Annotated in this window: 17 protein-coding genes; 12 read left to right on the top strand and 5 right to left on the bottom strand. The window is 65.0% G+C overall.

The window, feature by feature from the left end; translation table 11 throughout:
* Positions 1–57 precede the first annotated feature (57 nt).
* From BerOc1_RS10720 to BerOc1_RS10710, 3 genes are read left to right on the top strand one after another with little or no spacing between them, the layout of a single operon-like run.
* On the top strand, positions 58–1,311 hold the full coding sequence (locus tag BerOc1_RS10720; RefSeq protein WP_071545693.1) for a response regulator: 1,254 nt from the start codon (positions 58–60) through the stop codon (positions 1,309–1,311).
* Positions 1,312–1,313: 2 nt separating this feature from the next.
* Complete coding sequence (locus tag BerOc1_RS10715; RefSeq protein ID WP_071545692.1) at positions 1,314–2,462, top strand: HD domain-containing phosphohydrolase; 1,149 nt, start codon at positions 1,314–1,316, stop codon at positions 2,460–2,462.
* Positions 2,462–3,475 carry an HD domain-containing phosphohydrolase gene (locus BerOc1_RS10710; protein WP_071545691.1) on the top strand — a complete coding sequence of 338 codons (1,014 nt, stop codon included), beginning with the start codon at positions 2,462–2,464 and terminating at the stop codon, positions 3,473–3,475. The genes BerOc1_RS10715 and BerOc1_RS10710 overlap by 1 nt, the downstream gene beginning before the upstream one ends.
* Here the strand turns inward: BerOc1_RS10710 and BerOc1_RS10705 are convergent.
* Positions 3,472–6,075: a PAS domain S-box protein gene (locus BerOc1_RS10705; protein ID WP_071545690.1), complete on the bottom strand. Its 2,604-nt coding sequence runs from the start codon at positions 6,073–6,075 to the stop codon at positions 3,472–3,474. The genes BerOc1_RS10710 and BerOc1_RS10705 overlap by 4 nt on opposite strands.
* A 198-nt stretch (positions 6,076–6,273) precedes the next feature.
* Here BerOc1_RS10705 and BerOc1_RS10700 point away from each other — a divergent pair, with 198 nt between their 5' ends.
* The 5 genes from BerOc1_RS10700 (at position 6,274) to phoU (ending at position 10,673) form a co-directional block, all read left to right on the top strand.
* Positions 6,274–6,822, top strand: coding sequence for a chemotaxis protein CheD (locus BerOc1_RS10700; RefSeq protein WP_071545689.1), 549 nt, complete (start codon positions 6,274–6,276; stop codon positions 6,820–6,822).
* A 223-nt stretch (positions 6,823–7,045) separates the two neighbouring features.
* Positions 7,046–8,317 (top strand): Hpt domain-containing protein, encoded by a 1,272-nt coding sequence (locus BerOc1_RS10685; RefSeq protein ID WP_341349794.1) that lies wholly within the window; start codon positions 7,046–7,048, stop codon positions 8,315–8,317.
* Positions 8,318–8,391: 74 nt separating this feature from the next.
* On the top strand, positions 8,392–9,099 hold the full coding sequence (locus BerOc1_RS10680) for an AMIN domain-containing protein (RefSeq protein WP_071545687.1): 708 nt from the start codon (positions 8,392–8,394) through the stop codon (positions 9,097–9,099).
* A gap of 119 nt (positions 9,100–9,218) precedes the next feature.
* On the top strand, positions 9,219–9,980 hold the full coding sequence (gene pstB, locus BerOc1_RS10675) for a phosphate ABC transporter ATP-binding protein PstB (protein ID WP_071545686.1): 762 nt from the start codon (positions 9,219–9,221) through the stop codon (positions 9,978–9,980).
* A gap of 27 nt (positions 9,981–10,007) precedes the next feature.
* Entirely contained in the window at positions 10,008–10,673 is a 666-nt protein-coding gene (gene phoU, locus BerOc1_RS10670) for a phosphate signaling complex protein PhoU (RefSeq protein WP_071545685.1), read from the top strand.
* A 265-nt stretch (positions 10,674–10,938) separates the two neighbouring features.
* Here the strand turns inward: phoU and BerOc1_RS10665 are convergent, their stop codons facing one another.
* Together BerOc1_RS10665 and BerOc1_RS10660 are read right to left on the bottom strand one after the other, a co-directional pair.
* Positions 10,939–11,310, bottom strand: a complete 372-nt coding sequence (locus BerOc1_RS10665) for an Hpt domain-containing protein (protein ID WP_071545684.1) — start codon at positions 11,308–11,310, stop codon at positions 10,939–10,941.
* 82 nt (positions 11,311–11,392) lie between these two features.
* Positions 11,393–11,773 carry a winged helix-turn-helix transcriptional regulator gene (locus tag BerOc1_RS10660; protein WP_071545683.1) on the bottom strand — a complete coding sequence of 127 codons (381 nt, stop codon included), beginning with the start codon at positions 11,771–11,773 and terminating at the stop codon, positions 11,393–11,395.
* A gap of 163 nt (positions 11,774–11,936) precedes the next feature.
* On the opposite strand from BerOc1_RS10660, the gene BerOc1_RS10655 reads away from it, so the two are divergent.
* Together BerOc1_RS10655 and BerOc1_RS10650 are read left to right on the top strand one after the other, a co-directional pair.
* A complete protein-coding gene (locus BerOc1_RS10655) occupies positions 11,937–12,452 on the top strand; it encodes a nitroreductase family protein (protein WP_071545682.1) in 516 nt (171 codons plus the stop codon).
* Positions 12,453–12,455: 3 nt separating this feature from the next.
* On the top strand, positions 12,456–13,031 hold the full coding sequence (locus BerOc1_RS10650; RefSeq protein WP_071545681.1) for a flavodoxin family protein: 576 nt from the start codon (positions 12,456–12,458) through the stop codon (positions 13,029–13,031).
* 666 nt (positions 13,032–13,697) lie between these two features.
* On the opposite strand, the gene BerOc1_RS10645 is transcribed toward BerOc1_RS10650, so the two are convergent.
* Both BerOc1_RS10645 and BerOc1_RS10640 read right to left on the bottom strand, forming a co-directional pair.
* The gene (locus BerOc1_RS10645; RefSeq protein ID WP_071545680.1) at positions 13,698–15,032 is read right to left on the bottom strand and encodes a histone deacetylase family protein; all 1,335 of its coding nucleotides are present in this window, start codon (positions 15,030–15,032) and stop codon (positions 13,698–13,700) included.
* A gap of 3 nt (positions 15,033–15,035) precedes the next feature.
* Positions 15,036–16,739, bottom strand: a complete 1,704-nt coding sequence (locus BerOc1_RS10640) for a hydantoinase/oxoprolinase family protein (RefSeq protein ID WP_071545679.1) — start codon at positions 16,737–16,739, stop codon at positions 15,036–15,038.
* Positions 16,740–16,966: 227 nt separating this feature from the next.
* Between BerOc1_RS10640 and BerOc1_RS10635 the strand changes: the two genes are divergently transcribed.
* Complete coding sequence (locus BerOc1_RS10635; RefSeq protein ID WP_071545678.1) at positions 16,967–17,827, top strand: NmrA family NAD(P)-binding protein; 861 nt, start codon at positions 16,967–16,969, stop codon at positions 17,825–17,827.
* A 1-nt stretch (position 17,828) separates the two neighbouring features.
* Positions 17,829–18,602, top strand: a complete 774-nt coding sequence (locus BerOc1_RS10630; protein WP_071545677.1) for an HD-GYP domain-containing protein — start codon at positions 17,829–17,831, stop codon at positions 18,600–18,602.
* Positions 18,603–18,656 lie beyond the last annotated feature (54 nt).

Genomic DNA, 18,656 nt, shown 5'->3' with positions numbered 1-18,656 from the left:
TCGTGTACGGTGTATTGGAAACATGCTTTTCCGCACCGGAACAAGGACCGCCCGCCGATGAACAAGATACGCCTGCTTTTCGTGGACGACGAGACCAACGTTCTCGCCGCGCTGCGCCGAATGCTGCGGAACAAGAGCGACCACTGGGACATGGTCCTGGTCAACTCCAGCCAGGCCGCCCTGGAAGCCCTGGAGAAGGCCCGGTTCGACGTCATCGTGTCGGACATCAAGATGCCGGGCATGGACGGGGCCGAGTTGCTCACCCGCGTCAAGGACGCCTACCCCGGGACCATCCGCATCGCCCTGTCCGGGCAGGTGGACCTGAACGAGGTCATCCGCTCCATCCGCTCCGTGCACCAGTACATCTCCAAGCCGTGCACCGCCGAGGCCCTGGTCGCCCGCATCGAGGGCGCCCTGCTGTCCAAGGAGGTCCTGACCGATCCCGAGATGCTCAAGCTGGTCACCGAAATCGACGCCCTGCCGGTCATTCCCAAGGTCTTCCAGGAGATCCGCGACGAACTGGCCAAGCCCGAGCCGTCCATCGAGCGCATCGCGGACTCCATCACCCAGGACGTGGGGCTCATGGCCAAGATCCTCAAGCTGGTCAACTCGCCCTTCTTCGGCCTGCCCACGCACATCGACTCCATGCACAAGGCCATCACCATGCTCGGGCTGGAGACCATCAAGGCGCTGATCCTGTCCACCCACCTGTTCACCTCCTACGACGGGCACGCCCTGACCGGGCTCAAGTTGAACATGCTCTGGGAGCACTGCTTCCGGGTGGCCAACATCGCCCGGCTCATCGCCGAGTGCGACAAGGCGGACAAGAACGTCATCGTCAGCTGCCGCATGGCCGGGCTGCTGCACGACGTGGGCAAGCTCATCCTGATCAACTATTTCCCCGAGCGATACGGCCAGGTCCTCAAGTCGGTCCGCGAAAACGGCGGCCCGGTCTATCGCGTCGAGCGCGAGGTCTTCGGCACCTCCCACGCCGAGATGGGGGCCTATCTCATGGGCCTGTGGGGCATGTCCCACGAGGTGGTCCACGCCATCGGCTACCACCACGACCACCGGCCCTCGGACGAGTACATCCCCAACGTGGTCACCGCGGCCAACTCCATCGATCACCACTGCGTGATCTTCCACAAGGACTACTCCCGAATCCGCATCCGGGAGGACATCGCCCCGCGGCTGTTCGAGGAAACGCGGCTGCACACCTGGCTGGACTATATCTCCGACCACTGGCGGGATATCGACGACTTCAACTGCGCCGACGAGAATCTCCTCGACGACATTCTGGACAGGGGGTAGCCATGAAGCCGCGCATCCTGCTCGTCGACGACGAGCCCAACGTCCTCTCCGCCCTGCGCCGCCAGCTGCGCGAACTGTACGAGGTCGACGTGCAATCCGTCCCGGCCGAAGCCCTGAAGCGCCTGGACCGGACCAAGCCCTATGCCGCGGCCGTCTCGGACTTCAAGATGCCGGGCATGAACGGCATCGAGTTCCTCAACGAGCTCAAGACCCTGAGCCCGGACACCACCCGGCTGATGCTGACCGGATACGCGGACCTGGACAACGCCATCCGCGCGGTCAACGACGGCAACATCTTCCGCTTCCTGACCAAACCGTGCGAGCGCGACAACCTGCTCCAGAACGTGGCCGACGCGGTCCGCCAGTACGAACTGGTCACGGCCAAGCGGGTCCTGCTGGAAAAGACCCTCAAGGGCAGCGTGGACCTGCTCAGCGAGATCACCGCCATGGTCAACCCCCACGCGGGCGAGCGCATCAACCGCGTGCGCCGCTACGTGCGCTATTTCGCCGAGAAGAAGGAATTCAAGGACCTGTGGCGCTATGACATCGCGGCCATGCTCTGCCAGCTCGGCACGCTCATCCTGCCTCCCGGCACCCTGGAGACCCTGGAGACCGGCGGGGAACTGACCCCCGAGCAGGTGCAGCTGTGGGAGATGCATCCGGTCATCGCCCAGAGCCTGGTGAGCAAGCTGCCCCGGCTTAATTCCATAGCGGACATGATCGCCTACCAGCTCAAGGGGTTCGACGGCACGGGCACCCCGCGCGACAACCTCAAGGAGGAGGACATCCCCATTGGCGGGCGCATCCTCAAGGTCGCCCTGGACTACGACATGGCACGGCAGCGCGAGGAAAACCCGCAAAAGGCCTTCCTGAGCATGGAAAAGACCATTGAGGAGTACGACCCCGAACTGATGTACTATCTCGAGGGCATGCTCGGGGTGGAGGCCCGCTACGCCATCCGCACCGTGACCCTCCAAGAACTCATCCCGGGCATGGTCCTGCACGAGGACGTGGTCTCCAGGCAGGGGGCCCTGCTGGTGCGCAAGAGCCTGGAGCTGACCAAGGACAAGATAGACCGCATGCACATGTTCGCGGAAAAGGTCGGCATCCCCGAGACCTTCACCGTGCTCGTGCCGGAGACCGTGGACTGATGGCCTGGCGCGAGGCATTCAGGAACGTCCCGGTGCTCATGGTGGACGACGAGCCCAAGGTGCTCGACGCCCACCGCAGGACCCTGCGCGCGCATTTCGACCTGCATACCGCCCAGGGCGGGACCTCGGCCCTGGAGGTCATGGAGGCCCAAGGCCCGTTCACCGTGGTGGTTTCGGACTTCAAGATGCCGGACCTGGACGGCATAACCCTGCTGGCCGAGGTCGCCGACCGCCACCCGGACACCGTGCGCATGATCCTGACCGGCTATGCGGACATGGACACCGCCATCCGGGCCGTGAACACCGGGGCCATCTTCCGCTTCCTGACCAAACCGTCCGACCCGGACGACCTGGTCATGGCCATATCCGCAGGCATTGAGCATGCCGAGATGGCCCGGGCCGCCAAAGAGCTGGAGATCGTGCGCCGGCTCAAGGACGGCTTCGAGCAAACCCTGCGCGCCTTCACCCGGCTGGTGGAGTTCCGCGACCCGTACACCTCGGGTCACATGGACCGGACGGCGGACATCGCGGTCATGATCGCCGAGCGCATGGGCATGGCCGAGGACGACATCGCCGGGCTGCGCCTGGGGGCCATGGTCCACGACATCGGCAAGGTGGCCGTGCCGTCCCACATCCTGAACAAGCAGGGCGAGCTGACCGACGCCGAATTTTCGATCATCAAGGCCCACGCCGAGGTGGGGGCCGAGATATTCAAGGGGCTGGGCGTGGAATGGCCCATCGCCCGGATGATCCGCGAGCACCACGAACGGCTGGACGGATCCGGCTATCCGGAAGGGCTTTCCGGAGACGAACTGCTGCTCCAGTCCAAGATTCTGTGCGTGTCCGACATCATCGACGCCATCATCACCCACCGGCCCTACCGTCACGGCCTGGGCAAGAGCGAGGCCGTCGGCTACCTGCTCGAAGGGCGGGGACGGCTGTTCGACGCGCAGGTGGTGGACATCGCCCTGGCGCTCATGGACGAAGGGCGCATCCGCGAACCCGGCGACTAGTCCGCCGGAAGCTCCTCAAAGGGCAGCCGAACCGTGAAGGTCGTGCCCTCGCCCTCCACGCTATCGATCTCGATGCGGCCGCCGTGCATGCCGACCACCACGTTGTGGGAGATGGCCAGCCCCTGTCCCGTGCCCTTGCCCACCTCCTTGGTGGTGAAGAAGGGATCGAACGCCTTGGAGGCAATCTCCTGGGACATGCCCGTGCCGGTGTCGGTGACCTCGAGCACCGCGAACTTTCCTTCGCTCCGGGTACGGATGGTGATGGCCCCCTGCCCGTCGCTTCCCTTGAGCTTGGACTCGATGGCGTGGGCCGCGTTGACGATCAGGTTCAGGACCACCTGTCCCACCTCGCCCTTGAGGCAGAAGATCGGGGCCAGGGACTCGTCCGGGGTGAAGTCCATGGCCGCCACGTACTTCCACTCGTTGGTGGACACGGTGACGGCGTTCTGGACGATCTCGTTGAGGTCGTGGAACGCCTTGGCCAGTTCACCGGGGTGGGCCAGCTGCTTGATGGAGCGGACGATCTCGGCGATGCGCTTGAGCCCGGCCGAAGACTCTTCCAGGGCGGCCGGCACGTCCTCGGCCAGATAGGTCATCTCCTCCTCGTCCAGGGCCGTTTCGGCCCGCTCGCGGAAGCCCGCGTCCGGGAAGAGGTCGGGGTGTTCCTTCACGAAACCGATCAGTTCCCGGCAGCGCCCCACGGCCTCGGCATAGGTCCCGCAGGAGTCGTGCAGGAACTGCAGGTTCGAGGTCACGTACTGGGTCGGGGTGTTGATCTCGTGGGCGATGCCCGCGGCCAGCTCGCCGATGGATTCGAGCTTCTGGGACTGCCGCAGCTGCGATTCCACCACCAGTTGCTGGGAGATGTCGCGGCCCAGGCCGACAAAGCCGATCAGCTCGCCCGCGTGGTTGCGGATGGGCCCGATGCTCGCTTCCACGGTGTACCGCTCGCCGTTCTTGCGCCGGTTGACGATCCGCCCCTTCCAGACCTTGCCGCCGGCCACGGTCCCCCACAGATCGTCATAGAATTCCTGCGGCTGCTCCCCGCTGGACAGGATGTCGGTCGTCTTGCCCACGGCCTCGGCCCGGGAGTAGCCCGAGACCGCCTCGAAGGCCGGATTCACGTAGGTCATGACCTTGTCCAGGTCGCTCATGACGATCATCTCCGCCGCCTGGTCGATGGCCGCGTTCAGGCGGCTCATGGCCAGCTGGGCCTCCTTGATCTCGGTGATGTCGGTGAAGGTGTGGATATTCCCGGCGGTCTCGCCCCGGGTGTTGCCCATCTCGACCACCTGCCAAAGGGCCCAGACGAACTCCCCGTTGCCGGACATGAGCCGCAGTTCGACCTTGTCCGTGGCCGGGCCCACCCGCTCCAGCCAGTGCTTCCAAACCAGCTTGCGGTCCTCGCGGTGCACGCTGTTCAGCCATCCCTGGCCCGCCAGCTGGACCGCCGTGGCCCGGGTCAGTTCGTGCATCTTTTCGTTGGCGTAAAGGAGGTTCCCGGCGATGTCGGTGATGATGATGGCCACGGGCGAGGCCTTGGCCAGCCCCCGGAAGCGCTCCTCGGACTCCTTTTGGGCCGTGTTCGCCTTGTGGATGCGCGTGGCGTCGTTGCCGATGCACAGCAGCTCGGCGGGCCGCCCCTGGTCCATGACCAGCTTGACCGTCCAGGACACGTAACCCACCCGGCCGTCTACCATGCGCACCGGAATCTCGTTCTGGCGGCCCTCGCCGCCGATGATCTCGACCACCTGCTCCAACCCCACGCCCTCGGCCTGCACTTCGAAGAAGGACATGAGCGTGCGTCCCAGCAGGCCTCCGTCCGCCCCGACCAGGAAGGTCCGGGCAAAGGAGTTGGCAAAGGTGATCTCGCCCGCCTCGTTGATGCGCAGGATCAGATTGTTGGCCCCCTCCACCAGGTCGCGGTAGCTCTTCTCGCTCAGTTGCAGGTCGTGAATCAGCGGCTCGCTGACCTTGAGGAACAGGAAGGCGCACAGGATGGTCAGGCCCATGCCCACCCCGAAGACCTGCACGTTGGCGCGGATGAACGGGGCGCGGATCTCATCCAGGTCGATCCTGGCCACCAGGCCGAGCGTGCCGTTGCCGAGGGCGATGGGGGCATAGGCGGCAACCACCTCGACACCCCGGTGATTGGGCCCGATCATGGTCCCGGTCTCCCCGAACAGAGCCCGCCGCATGGGCTCTTCGCCGACCTTGTCCAGGGGGGTCCGGGCGTCGGGCGCGGACATGGACACGGGCATGCCGTTTATCAGGAGATGGAGGATGTCCCCACCGTCGAGCCGGGCCACGATGAATTCGCCGGTCAGGCTCTGGAGCTCGAAGTCCCGTTGGGCCCTGCCGATGTGGTAGAGTATCGCATCGCGGGTGGCCGTGGGCACCTTCGGAGACTGCTCGGCCCGGGGTATCCGCCCCATCTCCTCGGCCAGGCTCGCCTGGCTCTGGACCAGCTCCTGCAGCCGGACCCGCTCCTCCTTGATGGCCGTCTGGAACTGCAGCCGCGTGCCGTACATGGAGACCGCGGCCACGAGCGCCACCATGATGAGCAACAACGTGAGAATTCGTCGATTCCGTCCCTGCATGGGCACCTCCGGACCATCCTGGTTACATGAAATATGGCGTATTTTCCATACGCGCTCTTTTATAATTTGGATTTCCGGTATTTTTTGTGTACAAGGCGGGCCGGAAAGACACCGGGCGGTTGACTTTAGACACAAAAATGAAGCATTTTATAGTATGATAAAATCCTCTGGGGCGCCGCCCCTGAACCGGAGAAGCGAATGAAAACGATTGGGCCGCACATGGCCAAGGTTTTTTTGCAGACGGGCGACTGCTTTATCGGCGTGCAGCCCACCCTGGTCACGACCGTCCTGGGCTCGTGCCTGGCCGTGACCATCCACTCGCCCAAGATGGGCATAGGGGCCATCTGCCACGCCTTTCTCCCGGACAGCTCCACCTCCCGGCACCAGGGCCCGGAGCCGCAGATATGCCGCTTCGTTGACACGGCCCTGCAGAACATGCTCGAGACCATGGACAAGATCGGCGTGCCGCGACGCGAGCTGTGCATCAAAATGTTCGGCGGCGGCCAGGGCGTGGCGGTCAACAACATGGAGCCCTCGGGCTCGTACAACATCGGCAGACGCAACATCGAGATGGCCAAGAAGCTGCTCAAGTTCGCCCGGCTGGACATCCAGGCCCAGGACGTGGGCGGTTCCCAGGGCCGCAAACTCCTGTTCAACACCCAGACCGGGGAAGTCTGGGTCAAGAAGCTGAACAAGGCCCAGCTCGCGGCCGTGGGCGACGGCAGATCGCGGGGGTCCAAATTCTAGGAACCGGCATGCGTCCGAACCGACTCGCCCCCCGCCCCGCCACGGCCCCGTTCCCGGCTCGCGACAGGGGCGGCCAACTTCCGAACCAGGCCTTGGCCTCGGCAAAGGCCCGCCTGGACGATATATGTTCATTCACGATCGACTTGCCGCCCCACCCGCTTGCGGACAGGCGCTGGACGGCGGGGACCGTGGATAAGGGGACCCCGAAATCGGAGTGACCGCCATGCCGGAGTATCCGGTGACCGTCGATCCCGAGCTTGCACCCATCATGGACCGTTATCTCGCGCTGCGGCGCGCGGGGCTCGCGACACTGCGGGCGGCGGTCGAGAAGGGCGACTTCGAGGCCGTGACGCGCCAGGGGCATGTGCTCCGGGGCAGCGGCGGCTCCTTCGGCCTGCCCAGACTGACCGAGCTGGGCGCGGCCATCGAGGACGCGGGACGGCGCAGGGATGGGGCGAAGGCCGGACGGCTGGCCGACGCCGTGGAGGAATTCATCGAAAATGTGGACATCAGTTATCAAGGAAGGAAGCCCGCAATGCGCATCCTCATGCTCGCCATAAACGATCCCGCCGGGACCGCCATCCAGTTCTGCAAGGCGCTCAACCGGTACACGGCCCACTCGGCTCGGCTGGTCACCCTGGAGACCCGCTACACCCACGACTGGGAAAAGGACCTGCACGTCCCGGACCTCGGCCCGGACGGCATGGAGGAGGTCGCCATCCTCATGCGTGAGGCCGACGTCTTCCATTTCCACATGACCTGCGACGAGAACCAGCCCTTCGGCCCGCTCAAACCGGCGGACTACATCCGGGGCAAGGCCGTGGTCCACCATCACCACGGGCACCACGACTTCCGCTCGAATCCCGGTTCCTTCCTCGAGAAGTACCGCGAGCTCAAGCGGACCAACCTGCTCGTGTCCACCCCGGACCTGCTCCGGCTTTTGCCCGAGGCCCGCTGGCAGCCCAACCTGGTGCCCATCGACGACCCGCTGCTCAAGCCCATGTGGGGCCGCTTCGACGACCCGGGCCAGCTCAAGGTCTGCCACTCGCCCACGCGCAAGGACCTCAAGAACACCGAGGAGTTCCTGGCTGCGGTCAAGTACGTCAACCGGCGCAACGTGTACGTCTCCGTGGATATGATCGACGACGTGCCCAACCACGAGTGTCTGGCCCGCAAACGGCGCTGCCACGCCCTGTTCGACCACATGCAGGGGTATTACGGCGTGTCCAGCCTGGAGGGGCTCTCCCAGGGGCTGGCCGTCATCGCCGCCCTGGACGACTGGAACCGGGCGCGCATCACGGAATTCGCCGGTACCGGGGAACTGCCGTGGCTCACGGCCACGAACCAGGACCAACTGGCCGACCTGCTGCTGCGCCTGGCCAAGGACCGCGGCTACTGCGAACAGGCCGGAGAAGCGGGCCGCCGCTTCATGGAGGCGTGCTGGTCCGACCGGCGCATCGCCTCGGATCTGGCCGACTACTACGACTCCCTCTGACCCGTTCCGGCTTTGCCTTTGGGCGACAATTCCAGTATAGACCACTGGAGTTTTTCAATCCGCAAGGGGTATGCATGTCGAATACGTTCAGGCACTGGTTCCTTTTCCCGGCGGCCTGCGCCATGGCCGGGCTTCTCGCCCTGGCCCTGACCGCCCGTCCGGGCCTGGCTCAGGGGCAGGCGACCGGCGGGGAGCGCAGCGAGGTCCGCATGGACGTGGACTTCACGGTCCTGCCCAAGGTCCTGCCCGACGGCAGCGAGGCCCCGGCCTCGTCCGCCACCTCCGCCGAGGAGCCGCTCACCCCGGAGCCGGATCTTGCGGAAGCGGATGGTTCCGCAACGCCCGCGCCCACCGAACAGGCCGCCTCCGATACCCGGGCCCCGGCCGACAACGCCGAACCGGCCCCTGAACCCACGCCCGCCGAACAGGCGGAAATCCCGGCCATCTCCCCGGTCGAGGGGACCGGCGCGATCCGTTCGGTGACGCTGGACGAGACCGGGCAGGGCTTTGTCCTCAACGTGGTCGCCGACCGGCCGGTGGGCCGGACCGCGTTCCTGAACCTGGACAACCCCAGACGGCTGGTGGTCGACATCCTGGGCAAATGGACCCACCGGGGCGGCAACGTGCTGCGCTCCGAAGGAGTGGTCAAACACGTGGTCATGGGCGAGCACCCGGACCATTTCCGCATGGTCGTCCACTTCCGCACCCCGCCGAAAAAGGGCCTGACCCCCGAAATCCGCAAGGCCGGCGATCAGCTCCACGTCCTGGTCGACCTGCCCTAGCCGGAGGCTGTCGCGCAATTGTAACAAACGAGTCATTGGCTCGTAACCCCATCGGGTTACTCGTGGTGCGTTGCGCCGACGGCGGAACACATCTTATTTTTTGCCACGGAGCACGAACAATGACGACGACCATAAAGGTGTCCTCCACCAACCTTGATTTCCACTACGGAGACTTCAAGGCCCTGGAGGACATCAGCATAGACTTCGAGTCCAACAGGGTCACCGCGCTCATCGGACCGTCCGGGTGCGGCAAGTCGACCTACCTTCGCTGCATCAACCGCATGAACGACCTCATCCCCGGCACCAAGGTGGACGGCAGGATGACCCTGGACGGCCAGGACATCTACGCCCCGGGCCTGGACGTGGTCTCCCTGCGCCGCCGCATCGGCATGGTCTTCCAGAAGCCCAACCCCTTTCCCAAGACCATCTTCGAGAACGTGGCCTACGGGCTGCGCGTCAACGGCGTGAAGGACAAGCAGTACATGGAGCAGAAGGTCGAGGAGAGCCTGTTGGGCGCGGCCCTGTGGGACGAGGTCAAGGACCGGCTGCACACCTCGGCCCTGGGACTGTCCGGCGGGCAGCAGCAGCGGCTGTGCATCGCCCGCGCCCTGGCCGTGGAGCCCGAGGTCCTGCTCATGGACGAGCCCGCCTCGGCGCTGGACCCCATCGCCACCCAGAAGATCGAGGACCTGATCCACGAGCTGAAAAAGGAATTCACGATCATCATCGTGACCCATTCCATGCAGCAGGCGGCCCGCGTGTCCGACCGAACCGCCTTTTTCTACATGGGCAAGCTGATCGAGGTGGACGACACCAAGACCATGTTCACCAATCCCGCCAACAAGCAGACGGAAGATTACATTACGGGCCGTTTCGGTTAAGCTGAACAGCAAAGGACGCAACGCATCATGGAACAACGCGCACATTTTTCCAAAAAACTCGAGGACCTCAAGGTCATGGTCCTGCGCATGGCGGCCCTGTCTGAATCCGCCGTGCACAAGGCGATCCGGGCCTACCTCGAGAACGACGCCGACCTGGCCGAAGCGGTCATCGTCGGCGATGAAGCCATCAACGAGATGGAAGACGAGATCGACAACTTCAGCCTGGAGCTCCTCGCCCTGGACCAGCCCATGGCCGTGGACCTGCGCACCATTGTCGGCGCGCAGCGCATCACGGTGAACCTGGAGCGACTGGGCGACGAGGCGGTCAACCTGGCCCACCGGGCCATCTTCCTGTCCACCAGGCCGCCCATGCCCCACAACCCGAAGATGGAAGACCTGGCCAACACGGTCAAGAAGATGCTCTCCGAGGCGCTCAAGGCCTACGTGGACGACGACGTCTCCCTGGCCGGGCAGATCTGCCGCATGGACGACAAGGCCGACGACCTGACCATCGCCATCCTGCGCCAGATGGTCGCCGACATGGTCGCCGAATCGCGCATCGTGGAGCGGGGCGTGCACGCCATCATCGGCGCGCGCCACCTGGAACGCGTCGGGGACCTGTCCACCAACGTGGCCGAAACCGTGGTCTTCATCGTGGAAGGCACGAGCATGAAACACAACTGCCGCGGCTGATCCCGCACCGCAAAAGAAACAAAAAGCCCGCCCCGTCCATATGGACGGGGCGGGCTTCCTCATTGATTTACCTTGCGCCGAAGGCGCCATATGGGATGCAAGAGTGCGAACCCTATCGCTGCCGTCGCTATCTCTAAGGCTTGAAGACTCGCCTAAGAGCTGGTGCTGCCCGCCGACAAATCCGCAGGACGGGGCGAATCAAGGCGAAGTCACCTGACAACGCCGCGAAGCGGCCGTCCTCTCCTGATTTCTCTCTTCAAAAGGACTAGGCCCGATCCAACTCCGTCAACAACTCGGCGGCCCGGAACTCCAGGTCGGCGAACAGCTCGGGGCTGCGCGCCGCGTCGCCGTTCTTGGCGCAGCATTCGAGTTCGAGCGCGGCCTGGCGGGCGGCTTCGGCCCCCAGGGTGGCGGCCACGCTCTTCATGGTGTGGCTGTTCAGGGCCACGGCCTCAAGGTCGTTGTCGGCCATGCCTTGGCGGACCGCGTCCAGGCGCAGCCGGATCTCCACCGCCGCCTTGGTCAGCAGCGGCGCGAACTCCTCGAGGGTCAGGCCGATGTCCGCGCTGGCCGCGACCGCGTCAAAGACCGCGCCGCCCGGGACGGCCGCCCCGTCCTGTCTGAAATTACCGTGCATGTTCTCCCCCCTCGTCTTCAACACTACCGCACGGACCACCGGGAGAAAAGCGGAAATCCCGGCGACCGCGCCCATAGGCCGCCTACACCGCCTCGGCGGCCTCGGGCAGCTGCCCTTCGAACCACTCCACGTACCGCTCGCCCCAATGGCACAGGCTTTCGATGAGCGGCAGGATGCTCTCCCCCATTTCGGTCAGGGAATACTCCACCTTGGGTGGCACCTGGGGATAGACCTCGCGCCGGACCACGCCATCCGACTCCAGTTCGCGCAACTGCTGGGTGAGCATCTTCTGGGTGATGTTCGGGATGGACCGCTTGACCTCGCTGAAGCGCATGGTTCCCTCCTTGCCCAGCTTGTGCAGGATGATCAGCTTCCATTTGCCGCCGATGACCTGAAGGGTCAACTCCATGCTGCAATAGTACTTCTTGTCGCCGCAAACCTTCTGCGAACACGCCGCGCTCATGATCCCTCCCGCCGACAGACACCCGCCCGGAACATCCGCCGGCCTCATCGGTATATTTTGGGTTACTATAGAACTTTGAAGTGCGTACTTGATCTTTTCTCTCCACTAGCAGAGAACATGAACTAGGTAAATAGCGCCCCACACCCCGAACACGGAGGAAGACATGGATACCATGGAAGCCCTGCTCACCCGCAGGAGCATACGGCAATACGAAGACAAACCCGTTCCCGAGGAGATGGTCCGCCAAATCCTCGAGGCGGCCATGATGGCCCCCAGCGCGCTCAACGCGCAGACGTGGCAGTTCATCGTGTTCAACGAACGCGAACGACTCGACGCCATAGCCGAAGTGCACCCCTACGTGAAGATGGCCCTGCAGGTGCCGGTGGGCGTCCTGGTCTGCGGCGACCTGACCAAGGAAAAATTTCCCGGCTACTGGGTCCAGGACTGCTCCGCCGCCATGGAGAACCTGCTTCTGGCCGCCCACGCCCTGGGCCTGGGCTCGGTCTGGACCGGCATCTACCCCATGGAGGAACGCATGACCGCATACCGGGCCATAGCCGGACTTCCGGAACACATCATCCCCTTCGGCTTCGCCCCCATCGGCTGGCCCGCCCAGCAGCCCAAATCCCCGAGCCGGTTCCAGGCGGAACGGGTCCACTACAACGCCTTCCAGGAGTAACCCATGAAAGTTGTCGCATTCAACGGATCCGCCCGAAAGGGCGGCAACACCGCGCACATGATTCAACGTGCCCTGGCCAAACTCGAGGCCCAGGGCATCGAGACCGAAATGATCGAACTGGCGGGCAAGAAAATGCACGGCTGCATCGCCTGCTACAAATGCGCCGAGAACAAGGACCGCCGCTGCTCCATCAAGAACGACTTCGCCAATGAGTGTATCGAGGCCATGGACGCGGCCGACGGCATCCTGCTCGCCTCGCCCACCTACTTCGCCACCATCACCACCGAAATGAGCGCGCTCATCGACCGCGCCGGCATCGTCGGCCTGGTCAACGGCAACATCTTCGCCCGAAAGGTCGGCGCGGCCATCGTCGCCGCCCGCCGAGGCGGGGCCATGCAGGCCTTCAACACCCTCAACTCCTTCTTCTTCATCCAACAGATGGTCGTGCCCGGCTCGCGCTACTGGAACATGGGCTTCGGCCTCGACAAAGGCGACGTCCTCAAAGACGAGGAAGGCATGCAGACCATGGACGTCCTCGGCGAAAACATGGCCTGGGTCATGCAGAAACTGAACGGCTAACAGACCGTCACCTCCATACCGACAGGGCCCGGCTCGGCAATACCGAGTCGGGCCCTGTTACGTTCGGGGGGAGGCCTCCGGCGGCTCCTTCGGAGAGACCAGGGCGCTGCCCTGGACCCGCTTAAGGCCGAGGGCCTTAAGAATCCCGTGTTCGCTTCGCTCAGGTACGTGCGATCGCGAAAGGATGGACAGAGACGCCTTCCGCCGTGCCGGTGTGCGATTTCGGGCAGAAAAAACGGATGAAACGACGGGCTTCTTCGCCGGAAGACGCACGCCGTTTTTTCTGCCCGAAATCGCAGGGTTGTTTTTGAAGAAAGGCTTTCCCTAAAAAGATACCAGCCAGCAGCAGCCACAGAACGCCGCAAGACCGCTTGGCCGTGTCCGCATCACCCCGCCTGCGGCGTTGGCAACCGTCCCGAAGGGTTCGCGCCGGACGGCCCTCCGAGGCCCGTGGACGCCCGGCGCGAACCTTTCGGGACACCAACCGGCCAAGCTACGCCCACGCCAACCGAACAAACACCCCACACACCCGCGCCCGCACCTTCGCCGCAGGCGACACAAAAAGTTTGGGAGGGTCCAGGGAACCCTTTTCAAAGGGTTCCCTGGCGGGGCCTGGGGCAGAGCCCCAGCGGGGTCCGGGGCGGCGCCCCGGCCGTCGGAGACATCCTAAAACCCGTAGCGGACGTACTCCTTGTCCAACCGGTTGATGAGCTGGATGTAGCGGTAGGTCCCCTTGATCTGGGCGTCCTCCACGACCTGGTAGCCTTTGGCGCGGCATTCGGGGCAGGCCTTTACCGGGATTTCCACGCCGAGACAGAGCGGCCCGGAGTCGGCGCGGGTCTCGACCTTGTAGAGTCCCCGGCACTGCTTGCACAGGGTCACGGATTCCTGCTGGACCTCGTTGATACCGTCGGTATCGTAGTAGATCTGCTTGTGGCGCACGAAGTGGTCGCCGGAGATGATGCCCTGGCGGCTGTCGTCCTTGGACACGAACTCGGGCGGGTCGAAGTACAGGGCGGGAAGCTGTTTGCAGAGCTCCTTGATGTACTCGGTGGTCCGGGCGTCCTGGCGGATGCGCTCCGCGTTGTAGTTGGGTTCGCGCACGTGGGAATAGTCCACGCCGGCCATGGCCAGACAAATACCGAGGTTGACGTAGGGCAGCGCTCCCTGGATGGAGTAGCCGCCCTCGAGCACGGCGATGTCCGGCTTGAGCATGTCGTTCATGGCCGCGTAGCCCCCGGCCGAGAAATTCATGTTGGTGATCGGGTCGGAGAAGTGGTTGTCCTGCCCGGCGGAGTTGATGACCAGGTCGGGCTTGAAGTCCTCGAGGATAGGCAGGACCACCTGCTCGACGGCCATGAGGAACCCTTCGTCCGAGGTGTTGGGCGGCAGGGGGATGTTCAGGGTCCGGCCCATGGCGCCCGGCCCGCCCAGGTCGCGGGGAAAGCCGGTGCCGGGGTACAGGGTCCGGCCGTCCTGGTGCAGGGAGATGAACAGGGTGTCCGGGTCGTGCCAGTAGATGTCCTGGGTGCCGTCGCCGTGGTGGCAGTCGGTGTCCACGATGGCGATGCGCTTGTGGCCGTACTTTTCCCGGATGTGCTCGATCATGATCGCTTCGATATTGATGGTGCAGAAGCCGCGCGAGCCGTGGACCACCTTCATGGCGTGGTGTCCGGGAGGCCGGACCATGGCGAAGGCGCGGTCGGTCTTGCCTTCCATGACCAGTTCGCCCGCCTTGACGGCCCCGCCCGCGGAGATGAGGTGCGAACGGGTGGCCACCGAGGGCACGTCCGGGAAGCAGAAGTGGACGCGTTCCACGTCCTCCACCGAGGCCACGTCGGGCTTGAATTCGGTGATGCCCTCGATGTCGAAGAGCCCTTCCTCGCGCAGCTGGTCCTGGGTGTAGAGGAGCCGTTCCTGCCGCTCGGGGTGGGTGGGCGAGATGGCCCAGTCAAAGGCCGGGAAAAAGATGATGCCGAGGGTGTTGTTGGATTTGAGCATGGTTTAGCGCCCCTCCCCGAAGGTCTTGATTACGCCGGGCCGCACCTGGCATTTGACGCGGATGTTCCGGCCGACCCGGTCGTATCCCTCGACCATGTTGAAGCTGGACGCGTGGGTGATCTGGGCGTCCTCGGCCTTGAGGAACACGCCCATGGAGTCGAGCTGCATGGTCAGCTGGTTGACGGCGTCGCGCCTGGCGTCGTCCAGATCGTAGCCGGAGGGGATGTTCTCGCGGTGGGACAGGGTCGGGATGAACAGAACGTGGCGCTGGGTGTCGGCGAACAGTTCCAGTTCCCAGGTGGTCCGGGTCAGGGCCGCGCCGATGGCGTTGGCCACGTCGAAATTGGCGGGCACCTCGGTGGACAGCTGGAAGCGCTGATAGAGCTCTTCGCGCAGGGCCTCGGCCGGTCCGCCCATGAGGTAGACCTTCTTGGGCACGATCTTCTTGCCTTCGAGCAGTTCGTGGATGGTGTAGACCGGCTTGGAGTTGATCTCGTCCACCAGGGCGCGGGTGGCGTCCTGGATGGCCTTGGCCGCGTAGGCCACCGCGCCCCGGGCCAGCTTTTCGCCGGTCAGGGTGCGGGCCGAGGCATAGGCGTCCATGGCCTTCCGCGAGGCTTCGACGTCGCCGACCGAGCAGGCCCCGGTGCAGTTCAGGGCGTCGGTCAGGGTGACGCGCTCCCCGCCCAGGCAGACGGATGGACCGAGCCGGTTGGGGCCCACGCGGACCTCGGGGCCGACCACGGAGATGGCCGAGTCGCCGCCGATGCCGATGGAATGGACCTTGAGCGCCGAGACCAGGGTGGGATGCGAGCCGATGTCGATGCCCTCGCGCTCGATGAGCGGCGCGCCGTCGGCGAAGACCGCGATATCGGTGGTGGTCCCGCCGATGTCGAGGATGACCGAGTCGTGGAAGATGTCGGTCAGGGCGATGATGCCCATGACCGAGGCGGCCGGGCCGGAAAAGATGGACTGCACGGGCAGGGTCCGCGACTGCGGCAGGGGCATGGTCCCGCCGTCGGCCTTGAGGATGTTGACCTTGACGTGGCCCAGGCCCATCTCTGCCAACGCCTCTTCCACGGCCGTGGCGAACTCGTTGTACAGCCGCCATACCGCGCAGTTGAAGTAGGCGGTGGCCACCCGGCGCGGGAAGTTCAGCGCCCCGCCGAGCTGGTGACCCAGGGTGACGAAATCGGCGTGTTCGCAGACGTCCACGGACTTGCAGTTGCAGACCGTGCGCCGGATGAGATTTTCGTGGCGCGGGTTGCGGGTGGAGAACTTGGAGACCGCGGCGAAGACGCGCACGCCGTTGTCGCGGCAGGCGTCCACGGCCTCGGCCAGTTGGCGGGTGGACAGGGCGCGGACCTCGTTGCCCCGGTGGTCGATGGACCCGTCTATGACGTGGAAGTCCTTGCAGGGCATGAAATTGTGCGGGTCGATGCCCGGCCCGGCCGAGACGATGACGCCCACGTCCTCGGTCTTGTTCTGGACGATGGCGTTGGTGGACAGGGTGGTGGACAGGTTGAGCTGGGTGACCGCGTTCCTGTCGACCTGGCCGAGGATGGTGGTCAGGGCCTCGGTGACCGAGGAGAGCAGATCGTGATGGCGGGTGGGCACCTTGCAGGAGGCGGCCACGGCGGGAGTGTCCCCGATGTCGATGGCCACCGCGTCCGTGTGGGTGCCGCCCACGTCGATTCCTAAAAGCATTTCCACTCCATGGTTATTCTGGCTTCTCTCCGGGTTACCCCCCTTGGCCGCGCTGTGCAAGTGTCCTTTCGGTCAATGGTCGAATAGGGACGGGGAATGGTCGCGCGGGGAGCCGGATACGGGCGGCGGACCGTTTGCCTTTCCCGGGCATCTTCGTGTAGCGTGCGAAAGTCACAAGGAAAATCCCTGAGCGCCCGATGCGGCCGACAGGGGGAAGGAGCGGTTCCATGAGCAGGATTTTCATAGCGGGCGCGGCCGGCAACATCGGCTCGAGCCTGATCGATACGCTTCCCGACAAGGGCGAGATCGTGGCCGGGGTGCGTTCCCCGGAAAAGGCCGAAGCGCTCAGGGCAAGGGGCGTGGAGGCGCGGGTCTTCGATTTCGAGGACAAGGACTCCATGGTCGCGGCCATGGCCGGGTGCGACCGCATGTTCCTGGTCGTGCCCATGCTGGAGAAGATGACCCGGTTCGGACGGCTGGCCGTGGACGCGGCCAAGGAGGCGGGCATCGGATACATCGTCCGGTCCAGCGCGTACGGCGCGTCCTCGGACGCCCACTGGCGGCTGGGGCGCGAGAACGGCATGATCGACCAGTTCGTGGAGGACTCCAAGATCCCGTTCACCGTACTGCGGCCCAACTCCTTCATGCAGAATTTCAGCACCACCCTGGCGGACATGATCAAATCCGGGACCATCGCCCTGGCCGAGGAGGACTACAAGGTCAGCTACATCGACGTGCGCGACATCGCGGCCTGCGCGGCCCGGCTGCTCCGGGACAACGACGGGTTCACGGACGGCTTCTACGCCCTGACCGGCCCGCAGGGGCTGACCCTGACGGACGTGGCCGACACCATCGGCTCGGAAGCCGGAGTAAAGGTCTTGTACACCCCCGTCGAGGAAGAGGCGTACATCGAGGGATTGGACAGCGCGGGCGTGCCCGAGTGGAACCGCAACATGCTGGTGTCCTTAAGCCGGGTCATCAAGCTCGGGATGATGGGCAACGTCACCCAGGCCGTGGAATACCTGACCGGCGCCCCGGCGCGGCCCTTTGCCGAGTTCGCGGCCGACCACGCGGGAGCCTGGAGGTAGCATGCTCAAGGGCCGGGAGGAACTGCTGCGCATCATCCGGACCATCTCGATCGGCGGTCCGGCCGACGGCATCGAGGCCCTGACCGGGCCGGAGTACGACCCGGACATCCAGGAACTGGCCGAGGCCGTGGCCCTGATGCTGGCCAAGATCGAGGCCAGGGAGGACCGGCTGGAGCAGCTCCTGGCCAAGATCCGCAGCGACATGGTCAACACCATCACGGCCGTGGCCCACGCCCTGGGCGCGCGCGACGCCTACACCGAGGGCCACGGCGAGCGCGTGGGGGTCTACGCCAGGCGGCTGGCCCAACGTCTGGGGCTGCCCGCGGCCGAGGTGGAGCGCATCCGCATCGCCGGGACCCTGCACGACATCGGCAAGATCGGCTTTTCCGACCGCATCTTCAACAGCGAGGACACGCCTCTGACCAAGGAGATGGTCGACGAGATCCACCGCCATCCGGAGTGGGGCCGCGACATCCTCAAGAACCTCGATTTCCTGGGCCCGGCCCTGGAATACGTCTACGCCCACCACGAGCTCATGGACGGCTCGGGCTACCCGCGCGGGCTCAAAGGCGAGGACATCCCCCTGGGCGCGCGCATCCTGTGCGTGGCCGACTACTTCGACGCCATGACCACGGACCGGCCCTACCAGCGGGGCCGCTCGGTGGACGAGGCCTTCGCCATCCTGCGCAGCCTGGCCGGGACGTCACTGGACGCGGACCTGGTCGAGACCTTCATCCTCGAGGTCGAGGAAGACGGCACGGTGCAAAAGCCATGACCGGGCCGCGCGCCTCCCGGATTTCCACCGCCTGAACGCGACCCGAAAAGGCCT

The sequence above is a fragment of the Pseudodesulfovibrio hydrargyri genome (assembly GCF_001874525.1).
GTDB classification, from domain to species: Bacteria; Desulfobacterota; Desulfovibrionia; order Desulfovibrionales; family Desulfovibrionaceae; genus Pseudodesulfovibrio; species Pseudodesulfovibrio hydrargyri.
The sequence above is the reverse complement of the archived record's forward strand: the minus strand, read 5'-3'. Positions and strand labels throughout refer to the sequence as shown.

Bases quoted from the DNA above. Each gene is read 5' to 3' on its own strand.
- phoU (WP_071545685.1), top strand. From the start codon at position 10,008: ATGGAACAACGCGCACATTTTTCCAAAAAACTCGAGGACCTCAAGGTC.
- pstB (WP_071545686.1), top strand. From the start codon at position 9,219: ATGACGACGACCATAAAGGTGTCCTCCACCAACCTTGATTTCCACTAC.
- BerOc1_RS10665 (WP_071545684.1), bottom strand. From the start codon at position 11,310: ATGCACGGTAATTTCAGACAGGACGGGGCGGCCGTCCCGGGCGGCGCG.
- BerOc1_RS10655 (WP_071545682.1), top strand. From the start codon at position 11,937: ATGGATACCATGGAAGCCCTGCTCACCCGCAGGAGCATACGGCAATAC.
- BerOc1_RS10635 (WP_071545678.1), top strand. From the start codon at position 16,967: ATGAGCAGGATTTTCATAGCGGGCGCGGCCGGCAACATCGGCTCGAGC.
- BerOc1_RS10650 (WP_071545681.1), top strand. From the start codon at position 12,456: ATGAAAGTTGTCGCATTCAACGGATCCGCCCGAAAGGGCGGCAACACC.
- BerOc1_RS10645 (WP_071545680.1), bottom strand. From the start codon at position 15,032: ATGCTCAAATCCAACAACACCCTCGGCATCATCTTTTTCCCGGCCTTT.
- BerOc1_RS10640 (WP_071545679.1), bottom strand. From the start codon at position 16,739: ATGCTTTTAGGAATCGACGTGGGCGGCACCCACACGGACGCGGTGGCC.
- BerOc1_RS10680 (WP_071545687.1), top strand. From the start codon at position 8,392: ATGTCGAATACGTTCAGGCACTGGTTCCTTTTCCCGGCGGCCTGCGCC.
- BerOc1_RS10720 (WP_071545693.1), top strand. From the start codon at position 58: ATGAACAAGATACGCCTGCTTTTCGTGGACGACGAGACCAACGTTCTC.
- BerOc1_RS10705 (WP_071545690.1), bottom strand. From the start codon at position 6,075: ATGCAGGGACGGAATCGACGAATTCTCACGTTGTTGCTCATCATGGTG.
- BerOc1_RS10710 (WP_071545691.1), top strand. From the start codon at position 2,462: ATGGCCTGGCGCGAGGCATTCAGGAACGTCCCGGTGCTCATGGTGGAC.
- BerOc1_RS10630 (WP_071545677.1), top strand. From the start codon at position 17,829: ATGCTCAAGGGCCGGGAGGAACTGCTGCGCATCATCCGGACCATCTCG.
- BerOc1_RS10685 (WP_341349794.1), top strand. From the start codon at position 7,046: ATGCCGGAGTATCCGGTGACCGTCGATCCCGAGCTTGCACCCATCATG.
- BerOc1_RS10660 (WP_071545683.1), bottom strand. From the start codon at position 11,773: ATGAGCGCGGCGTGTTCGCAGAAGGTTTGCGGCGACAAGAAGTACTAT.
- BerOc1_RS10715 (WP_071545692.1), top strand. From the start codon at position 1,314: ATGAAGCCGCGCATCCTGCTCGTCGACGACGAGCCCAACGTCCTCTCC.
- BerOc1_RS10700 (WP_071545689.1), top strand. From the start codon at position 6,274: ATGAAAACGATTGGGCCGCACATGGCCAAGGTTTTTTTGCAGACGGGC.